Origin of the sequence: Enterococcus diestrammenae, from assembly GCF_049384045.1 — a bacterium.
Taxonomy (GTDB): Bacteria; Bacillota; Bacilli; order Lactobacillales; family Enterococcaceae; genus Enterococcus_C; species Enterococcus_C diestrammenae.
Genome location: NZ_JBMRGR010000009.1, coordinates 118,157 through 127,130, shown reverse-complemented (window position 1 = coordinate 127,130; position 8,974 = coordinate 118,157). Strand labels below are relative to the sequence as shown.

8 protein-coding genes are annotated in these 8,974 nt (G+C 33.9%); 1 reads left to right on the top strand and 7 read right to left on the bottom strand.

The features are described 5' to 3' along the window. Positions 1-42 precede the first annotated feature (42 nt). A complete protein-coding gene (locus ACO03U_RS08140) occupies positions 43-165 on the top strand; it encodes a hypothetical protein (protein WP_423104567.1) in 123 nt (40 codons plus the stop codon). A gap of 154 nt (positions 166-319) precedes the next feature. Here the strand turns inward: ACO03U_RS08140 and ACO03U_RS08135 are convergent, their stop codons facing one another. The 7 genes from ACO03U_RS08135 to ACO03U_RS08105 all read right to left on the bottom strand — a co-directional run bounded on the left by ACO03U_RS08135 (position 320) and on the right by ACO03U_RS08105 (position 8,810). Further along, on the bottom strand, positions 320-1,819 hold the full coding sequence (locus ACO03U_RS08135) for a sulfatase-like hydrolase/transferase (protein WP_204686326.1): 1,500 nt from the start codon (positions 1,817-1,819) through the stop codon (positions 320-322). Further along, positions 1,816-3,219, bottom strand: a complete 1,404-nt coding sequence (locus ACO03U_RS08130; protein WP_204686328.1) for a sulfatase family protein — start codon at positions 3,217-3,219, stop codon at positions 1,816-1,818. Before ACO03U_RS08130 ends, ACO03U_RS08135 begins: the two co-directional genes overlap by 4 nt. 24 nt (positions 3,220-3,243) lie before the next feature. Then, positions 3,244-4,599, bottom strand: coding sequence for a family 20 glycosylhydrolase (locus ACO03U_RS08125; protein ID WP_423104565.1), 1,356 nt, complete (start codon positions 4,597-4,599; stop codon positions 3,244-3,246). A 135-nt stretch (positions 4,600-4,734) separates the two neighbouring features. Beyond that, complete coding sequence (locus ACO03U_RS08120) at positions 4,735-5,349, bottom strand: DUF624 domain-containing protein (RefSeq protein WP_204686330.1); 615 nt, start codon at positions 5,347-5,349, stop codon at positions 4,735-4,737. A 144-nt stretch (positions 5,350-5,493) separates the two neighbouring features. Continuing rightward, complete coding sequence (locus tag ACO03U_RS08115) at positions 5,494-6,945, bottom strand: ABC transporter substrate-binding protein (protein ID WP_204686338.1); 1,452 nt, start codon at positions 6,943-6,945, stop codon at positions 5,494-5,496. A 19-nt stretch (positions 6,946-6,964) separates the two neighbouring features. Beyond that, the gene (locus ACO03U_RS08110; RefSeq protein ID WP_204686351.1) at positions 6,965-7,882 is read right to left on the bottom strand and encodes a carbohydrate ABC transporter permease; all 918 of its coding nucleotides are present in this window, start codon (positions 7,880-7,882) and stop codon (positions 6,965-6,967) included. A 13-nt stretch (positions 7,883-7,895) separates the two neighbouring features. Next, positions 7,896-8,810, bottom strand: coding sequence for an ABC transporter permease (locus tag ACO03U_RS08105; RefSeq protein ID WP_204686539.1), 915 nt, complete (start codon positions 8,808-8,810; stop codon positions 7,896-7,898). Positions 8,811-8,974: the final 164 nt, after the last annotated feature.

Genomic DNA, 8,974 nt, shown 5'->3' with positions numbered 1-8,974 from the left:
CTCCTCATATTTAGCAATAAGCTAAGTATAAAGGAGGAGTGATTGGTAGAAAATGCGTTGGATTATTTCTCGCTTACCTTCATTCTAGCTAGCTACAGTCAGCTTGTCGTTAGAGGAATAACTAGAAAAGGTGGAGATAAGCTAGAAATCATTTTTGAAAATTAGCTTAAATGAAAAAGCGAGCCCATGTTTCGGGTTCGCTTTTTAGCAATAAATTCCAGTGATTTAATTATCCAAAGTAAAATTTATTGACTCATTATAATAATTAAACGCGTCACAAGTTTTCAATTTATAGATAATGATAAAAAGAAAATAGATATTATCTCCTTCTTAAATAACGATATTCAAAAATCAGATTATCATTATTTTCGATCATCCAGTCTTCCAATATTTGCCTTAATAAGTCGAGAATCGTTAAATTATCATCAATTAAGTTGTGAAGTTCGCCTGGATCTCTATCTAAATCGTATAGTTCGTCTATATCGCCAGCATTGAAAACATATTTCCAGTTTTTCCAGCGTAGTGCTCTTTGAGAAAATAGTACAGAACCGATTCCCGAGCATTCCGTTACCACACACTCTCTCCATTTCATTGCTTTCATTTCAGTATTTTTAAAATCAGCTAACGGCAATAACGAGCGCCCATCTCTTGCCACTTCTTCTTCAGCTAGACCAGCTGCGTTCAAAATTGTTGAATATAGATCACAAGTTTGAACAAATTCTGAGATACGATGTGATTCAGTTTCATGTGGCATTTTAATAAGGAGTGGAATACTGGTAATTTCTTCATACATAAAGATAGCCTTATCACAAAGCCCATTATGAATTCCTAATGATTCACCATGATCAGAACTAAAAATAATTAAGGTATTATCATACAAGTCATTATCTTTTAAAAACTGAATTAATCGTCCAATTTGATAATCAATATGGCTCATATTTGCATAATAATGACGAATGTAAGGGACAAATTCTTCCCATTCAGTATTATTTGCACGCTTCACATCATGGATTCGTGGTTTATTATCACTATCGCCTGCATAATTTTCCCAAGGTAGAATATCCATATCACGATAATGGTTCAAAAACTCAGTCGGAGCATAATATGGTTCATGTGGTCCCCAAAAATTTAATTGAAAATACCATGGCTCATCTTGCTTTTTGAAATCTAATAGCCATTTTTTCGTCCGCTCCACCAAAAAATGTTCAATTGTCGTGTCCAATCCAGAAGTAATTTCACCAGCTTGATGAGAAGTATAATTACCAGAGATAATATTCTCTATTTTAGTTTCTTTTCCTAAGCTAGAAACATAGGCCTTTAATTCATCGTAGATATATCCGCCAAAACCATGTCCTGGAAAATCGTCTCCTTGATAACCTAGAGTAGTGGGAACCGATCTGGCATTCATTTCTAATTCTGCAAAGTGAATATTACCCATATATTTTTGAAGATAATCATCATTTCGTACTGCGTCAGCCCCTGTACCTAGATGCCATTTACCTGTATAACCAATTTGATACCCTGCAGTTTGTAATTGTCGACTCAAAACTTCTGGAGTATCCGGAAGTTCTTGAACCATCGTGCCGTAGTTATATGAATTTGTCAGCATGCCATGGTGCATCGGGTACAATCCCGTTTGCATCGAGGCTCTTGCTGGCGTACAGATTGGACAAACAGCATAGGCGTTATCGAAATTTAAGCTACTTTCTGCTAACTCATCAAGATTAGGCGTAGAAACTGGTAAGTTTCCATAAGTAGACAAAGTGTCCTTCCTCTGCTGATCAGTTAAAATAAATAAAATATTTGGTTTATTTGTCATTTGCTTTCCAACTCTGCTTTCTTAGCCCAATATTCCTTACCTTGAGGAAATGAAAAGTCTCCCATTGCATCTGCGAGATTTACTAATTCCACTTGCATTTCAGCTGTTTTCTCTAAAAATTCAGGAACGTTAGCAAGATTATTCATTTCTTTAGGATCTGACACGATATCAAATAATTGTGTATGTCTTCCAAATTTTGTAGCATACTCAATTAATTTATAATTATCTTTCAAAAGTCCACGAATCTTTGTTGTAAAACTCAAATAAATTGTATCTCGCCCTTTTGCATCACCGCTAATTATTGGTAATAAACTATGCCCAAATAAACCTTCTGGAATTGGTGTTTCAGTATACTCTAAAATAGTTGGCATAATATCCAAAAGCAAGGCTCTTTCCTTGACCCTTTTGCCCTCTGGCAACCCTGGGCCTGACATAATAAGTGGAACATGAATGCTATGTTCGTAAAGATTTTGCTTGCCCATTAAGCCATGTTGACCGATGGATAAGCCATTGTCACCACTATAGATAATTAGAGTATTTTCTAATTGTCCTGTTTCTTCTAACGCCTGTAGTATGGTTCCTATCCGAGCGTCAATATGACTAATCATGGCATAGTAATCTGCCATATGTTGTTTAATTTTCTCTGCTGGTCGCGGATAAGCTTCTAGAGTTTCGTCTCTTTCCCCTTTTACATCAAACTCAAAAGGATGTTCAGGTAAATAATTTTCAGGTAAGCTTATTTGATCTGGATCATACATATTTTGAAACTCTTTCGGCATTGTTCGAGGATCATGAGGTGCCAAAAAAGCCCCGTAAAGAAAGAATGGTTCCTCGTTTTCTGCTTCTGCATAAATTTTTTCAATTAGTTTATCAGCAAATAAATCGGTTGAGTGTTTTCCTAATGTAATATGATCTGCTGGCAAATCAATTGTACGTTTACTTGAAAAAGGATCTTGAGTAAATGTACGCAAGTCTTTGTATTCTTTTGTGATATCAAACTCATTGACTGGAACATTCCAATGGTCCCACATTCCGCCAAAGAAAATCTCTCCTCCATCAGAAAAAGCTCGGCTATACCCTTTAGTCCCATTATGCCATTTACCAATTCCAATAGTATTATAATTATTCTTCTGAAGCTCTTCTCCCAAAATAGCATGATCATTTGGAATCGTTGCACCAAGACCTTGTAAATCAAACAAATGCTTAGAAGTATGCATCATTGCTCTTGATGGCATACATACTGCACCGGAAGTTCCACCTGGAATATAGGCATTTTCAAATGAAACTCCATTTTCAACTAATCGATCAAGATTTGGTGTCTTTATTTCATTATTTCCAAGAGCATGAATTGTATCGAATCGTTGATCATCTGCTAACAAAAATAATACATTTCTTTTCATATCTACTTGTCATCTGCTTTCTACTTAATTACCATAAAAGAATAATTTATGAAGTTTCTCAACAACATACTTCTCACCAAGAATATACCCTTCATCTTTTTGCATTAGGGCAGCAGCAATATAAAAAATATCTTTACAAACTTCTTTTTCAGATTTGGCTTCAGGTATATTTGACCAAATTGAAATTGCCGTTCCTGCCACCTGTAAAAGTTGCTTATCCTTAATAGCTTGATCTTTAGGGAATAGTGTCGGAGTCCAGTTATCCATAATTTTTTCATAGGTAGGATATGTGTAAGAGGCATGTTCACCCAAAACATAATAAAAATAATTATCATTATGATTAATGACGCTGTATCCTTTATCTATAAACGTGTTAATTGTTGCCATGTTAGAATTCCATCTAGTCCAATAACTCACAAGACAATCTTTAGTTAAATGAATTCCTTCTGTGCGATTTACTCTATAAAAACCATCATTCCATACCAATGGAACAAACCCCAATTGCCGAATATACGCGACCAAGTTATTAACATATTCAATTAGTACTTCAATACCACTAGAGTCCGGTCCATATTTTTCTTTAGCATATTTTAGTAGCGTTGGATATTCATGAAGATTATCAAAAGGAACAAATTCATCCGCACCAATGTGGAAAAAGCGACAATCTTGAAAAAGTTCCGCATACTCAAGATACAACGAATAAATAAATTTCACTGCATCTGGATTCAAGATATCCAATGCTTTGGGATTCTTTTCTATTACTCCATCTTCATTTAATCTATCCAAACACCATTCTGGATTCTTTTCGAGAGCAAATTTTAAATGTCCAGGAGAATCTAGGTCGGGGATGATATCAATTTGACGACTATGGGCATACTGTATTAATTCTCTAATTTCAGATTTTTTTAGGTGTTCTTTTGAAGCTAACCAAGGATATTGTGTCGATTCAATTCGAAACCCTTCGTTTTCTGAAAAATGTAACTGTAATTGATCAAAACTAAATAGAACTAATAAATCAATTATTTCTTTTAACGAATCTAACGAAAAGTATTTCCGTCCAATATCTACCATTAATACTTTTTTTCGCAAATTATCACTTAAATATTGTTCTCGATGTACTTCTTGATCTGTAAAAATTTGCAATAAAACTAGCATTGCTGCTTTCAATAAGCATTGTTCATTATTAGCAATAATAGTAATACCTTCAGTTTCAGAATTTCGAATCACTGTTTTCGTGATAGTTTGATCCAAAATCAGCTGTAATTGCCCTTGTTCAGAAGACAACAAGAGTTCATGACCAGTGAATCTTTCCCAAAAATGATTCACTATTTTTGCACATGATAATTCCTGATTACCAGCTTTTATAGTCGTTAATGACATCTTTTTTACTCCTCAATTAATTGTATTTGCTATACTCCATTACCTATTTTTGTAAAAAAACAATCCCCAAAATCTACCAATAAAGCTATGCCTAATCGGTAATGTCGAGTTTCTACGACTCCTACTTAAGCTTTATCACTCATTCGTTACAAGCGCCTCATTAATCCACGTCAATCGTTTTTCTAGAGTAAAATCAAACCAAATAATCATACTAGAAAATGCACAAAATAATATAAGAGCCGGCAATTTAATAAAGATGAACGCTAATAAAATTAGCCCTCCCACTTGTAATGCCAATTCTTTAAGATTAGAAAAAAGAATAGTGATACTCAACAAAACATTTTCTCTCCATGATAGTTCATAGTTAATCTCTATCTGAAGTGCATAGTTAAAAATGAAGATTAATGCTATTAGGCAGACGAAGATAATTAGTGTGATAGAAAAAAATAGTAAACCTTTTTCCTGTACAGCAATCAGTAGGTTAATCATCAAAAGAATAATTAAACCAATAAAGAAAACTGCTAGCCTATTTGCTTTCCAAAAACTATTTTTATAATATGACCATGCTTTTTTGAATGATTTATTATTTGTATCCCATCCGGTTTCTTTATAAAGAGTAAGAATACTGCAATAAGCTGGTCCGATACCAAAAGCTACTCCACCAATAGCGGTCAGCACGAGAAAATACAAATTTAATTTTAGTAATACATAAAATTTATTAAACACTTGCTCCACGATTGATCCAATCATATTGCATTACCCCTTAATTTCCGGAAAATCCGAATTACTGTTATAAAAGCATCGAGGGATCAATGAAGTTGATCACCTCAATGCTAAGCATAAATCAACTAATACGAACAGCGTTGATACTCTGTACTTTAAATGTTAGTCAACTTATTTTTCTGACAAAAATTCATCATATTGAGATTGCAATTCTTTGATAATCTTATTCATTCCAGCAGCTTCTAACTCTTTATTCATTTTTGGAATTGTTTCATCCGGATCCAGGGTGCCAGTCATTAAACCAACTTGATATTTATTAATCACACTACTAACATTAGTAATTTCAGTTTTTACATCATCAAAGCTAAAGTTACAGCCAACAATTGGTGACTCTGGTGCTTCACTAATATTCTTGTCTCGTTCATCAATTTGCTCTTGAGTTATCCCATCGGTTGGTGTAGCAGTTAAACCATTACCAACATTCCAAGTAGATAAGTGATAATCAGGCTTATATCCATCAAGTAATGTTACAGTATCATTGTCATTGTACTCCCAAGCTTCTCCTTCTAAACCATAAACAAGCGTATTTAAAACTTCTGTATTTGTATTTAAAACATTAAGAATTTTCAATGCTTCTTCTTTATGTTTTGATGTGGAAGAAATAACAAAATTAGCCATACGCAAATCACTTACACTTTTAATCTTACTTGTTAAAGGAACGGTCACAATTTCTCTACCTGCAGCATTTGATAACGCTGTATTACCATAGTCAAAGGGGCCTTGTGTAGATGCTCTACTAAACCATGTTTTTTCTCCCAATGGATATGTGGTAGTAGAAGTTGCAGCATCTTTGATAATATAACCTTTCTGATAAAAATCATGCATTGTCTGCAAATCTTCTTGAACTTCTGGTAAATCATATTTATTGTAAATAGTTTCTTTATCATCGCCAGTGGTTCGAACTACAAATGGTAAATTGTTATTAATCACATGATCTAAATCTTCATAAACTTTATAATTTGGACCAGTAGTGATTAAAGCTAAATTCGGTTCATTTTCTTTAATAACTTTAAACAACGGCTCTAAGTCTTTGTAATCTTTCACATTTTCGATTGACAAATCATATTTATCTAATAATTCTTTATCAAAAGAAAGAACTTGTTGAGAGTATACATTATTATTCACTGGAAATGCATATAATTTCCCATCTACTGTATTTCCATCAATATAAGCTTGATCAATCATATCAAAAGCTTCTTTTGCATATTTAGGTGCTAACTCTGTCAAATCAGCATATGCACCTTTTTGTGCATTTACGACATAATTATCGGCCATTGCAATATCATATGATTCACCAGAGGATACAATAACAGACATTTTTTTGCTATAATCTCCGAAATCAATAAATTGAATATCTAGTTTCGCACCAGCTTCTTTTTCCATCACTTGGTTAACTTTGCTTAGGAGCTTATCAAATTCCTTTGGTTTTGCACCCTGTTCATACATCAAAATTGTTGGAACTTTTGAATCCTCGGCCTTAGCATCCCCGCTTCCACATCCTGCTAATCCTACTAACGTCGCCCCCAAAGCAATTGCTGTAGAGACTTTCTGCCATTTTTTCATTGATACGTCCTCCTAATATTTATTCTTTAACTCCGCCAATCGTTAGCCCTTTAACAAAATATTTTTGGAAAAACGGATAAATAAAGGCGATTGGTAGAGTAGCGATAACGACTATTGCCATTCTTGTAGCTTCTTTTGGTATTGACTCAAAGGAAGAAGCTAATGTACCGCTCAACGTTGCATTTTGAGCCATGTAGTCCATATTGCTTTGAATTTTCATAAGTAAGTATTGGAGCGGAACCAAGCTGTCACTTTGAATATATAGCAACGCATTAAACCATTCATTCCAATAACTTAAAGCAGCAAACAAACTAATTGTTGCGATTCCTGGTATTGCTAATGGTAGAACTATTTGCATGAAAACTCTAAATTCGCTAGCCCCATCTATTCTTGCTGATTCAATTATTGATTCAGAAACACTCTTTTTAAAGAAAGTTCTCATGACAATAATATTAAAAGGTTGTAGCGCCATCGGAAGGATTAGTGCCCAAAGAGTATCTTTTAAATTAAGCATTGTTGTCACTACGATATAGGTTGGAACCATTCCTGGGCTAAACAGCATCGAAAAAAGTGCCAACAGTGTAAATAGTCTTTTATAGCTAAAATTAGGACGAGAGATTGCATAGGCAAAGGTTGCTGTAATTGATACATTGATGAAGGTACCAAAAACTGTTGTTGCTATACTAACCAATAATGATTGGAAGATTTGTCCTTTCATGGATGATAAATACTGGTATCCCTGAATACTCCATTCTTTAGGAAATAGTGAATACCCATTAGCAGCTATGGAGTGTTCACTCGTTAATGAAATAACAATAATAAAAATCAATGGAAAAATACATGAAAAGGCTAAGATAAGCATAAAGATGTTAGCCACAAAATCTGACTTTCTGCCAAACGTTCTAACTCTAGCTTTATTAATATTTTTTTTCTTCACTATTTTCCCTCCATTAGAATAATGCTGATTCTTCATCAAAATGACGAACAATCAAGTTTGTAATAATTACTAAAACACAACCAACTGCTGATTGATAAAGACCTGCAGCTGCTGCCATGCCAATATCACCGCTACTAGTCAAGCCAGTGAAGATATAAGTATCCAGAACTGACGTTACATTAAAGAGTGATCCAGAATTTAGTGGAATTTGATAGAACAAGCCAAAATCAGCTCTAAAAATACTTCCAACAGCCAAAATTGTCATAATAATAATTAGTGGCAAAATTTGAGGCAAGGTAACATGCTTAATTTGTTGCCAATTTGTTGCTCCATCCACTGTTGCTGCTTCATAATACGTTGGATCAATTCCCATAATTGAAGCAAAATAAACTATAGATTTATAGCCCAATCCTTTCCAGACTGCTAAAAACAATAAAATGAACGGCCAGTATTTAGGCTCCGTATAAAAATTTATTCCTTCACCTTTTTCAAATAGTAAACCATTTAATAATCCCTTATCTGTAGACAAAAAGGATTCTACAAAATAGCTAATAATAATCCATGAGATAAAGTGTGGAAACATCATGGCAGTTTGGTAAATCTTGACAGCTCTTTTTGATCGCATTTCGCTGAAAACAATTGCTAAAATCACCGCTGCAATCGTCCCAATAATAATCGATCCCACATTGTATAGAATAGTATTTCTTGTGATAATAAAGGCATTATTGGATTGAAATAAAAATTTGAAGTTATCCCATCCTACCCATTCACTATTTAGAATGCTTTGTAAAAAACCTCCTTCTGAAAATCGAAAGTCTTTGAAGGCCACCACATTACCCAATACCGGTATATAAAAGAATAGTACCAGCCAGATAAGACCAGGGGCGGCTAACAATAAGAAAGGTAAGTCATTTTTGAATTTCTTCATTCTACCTTTCTTTCTTTTTTTCTTAGAGATACTTACATTCTCTAGGGTTGAACCGTGACTTATCATATGTCTCCTCCTCGTAAGCGTTTTCTACAAAATCATTATAAGAGATTCGTACCTAGAAAAAATGTTAATTTCATAGATAAATATTCAAAAAGCATAGA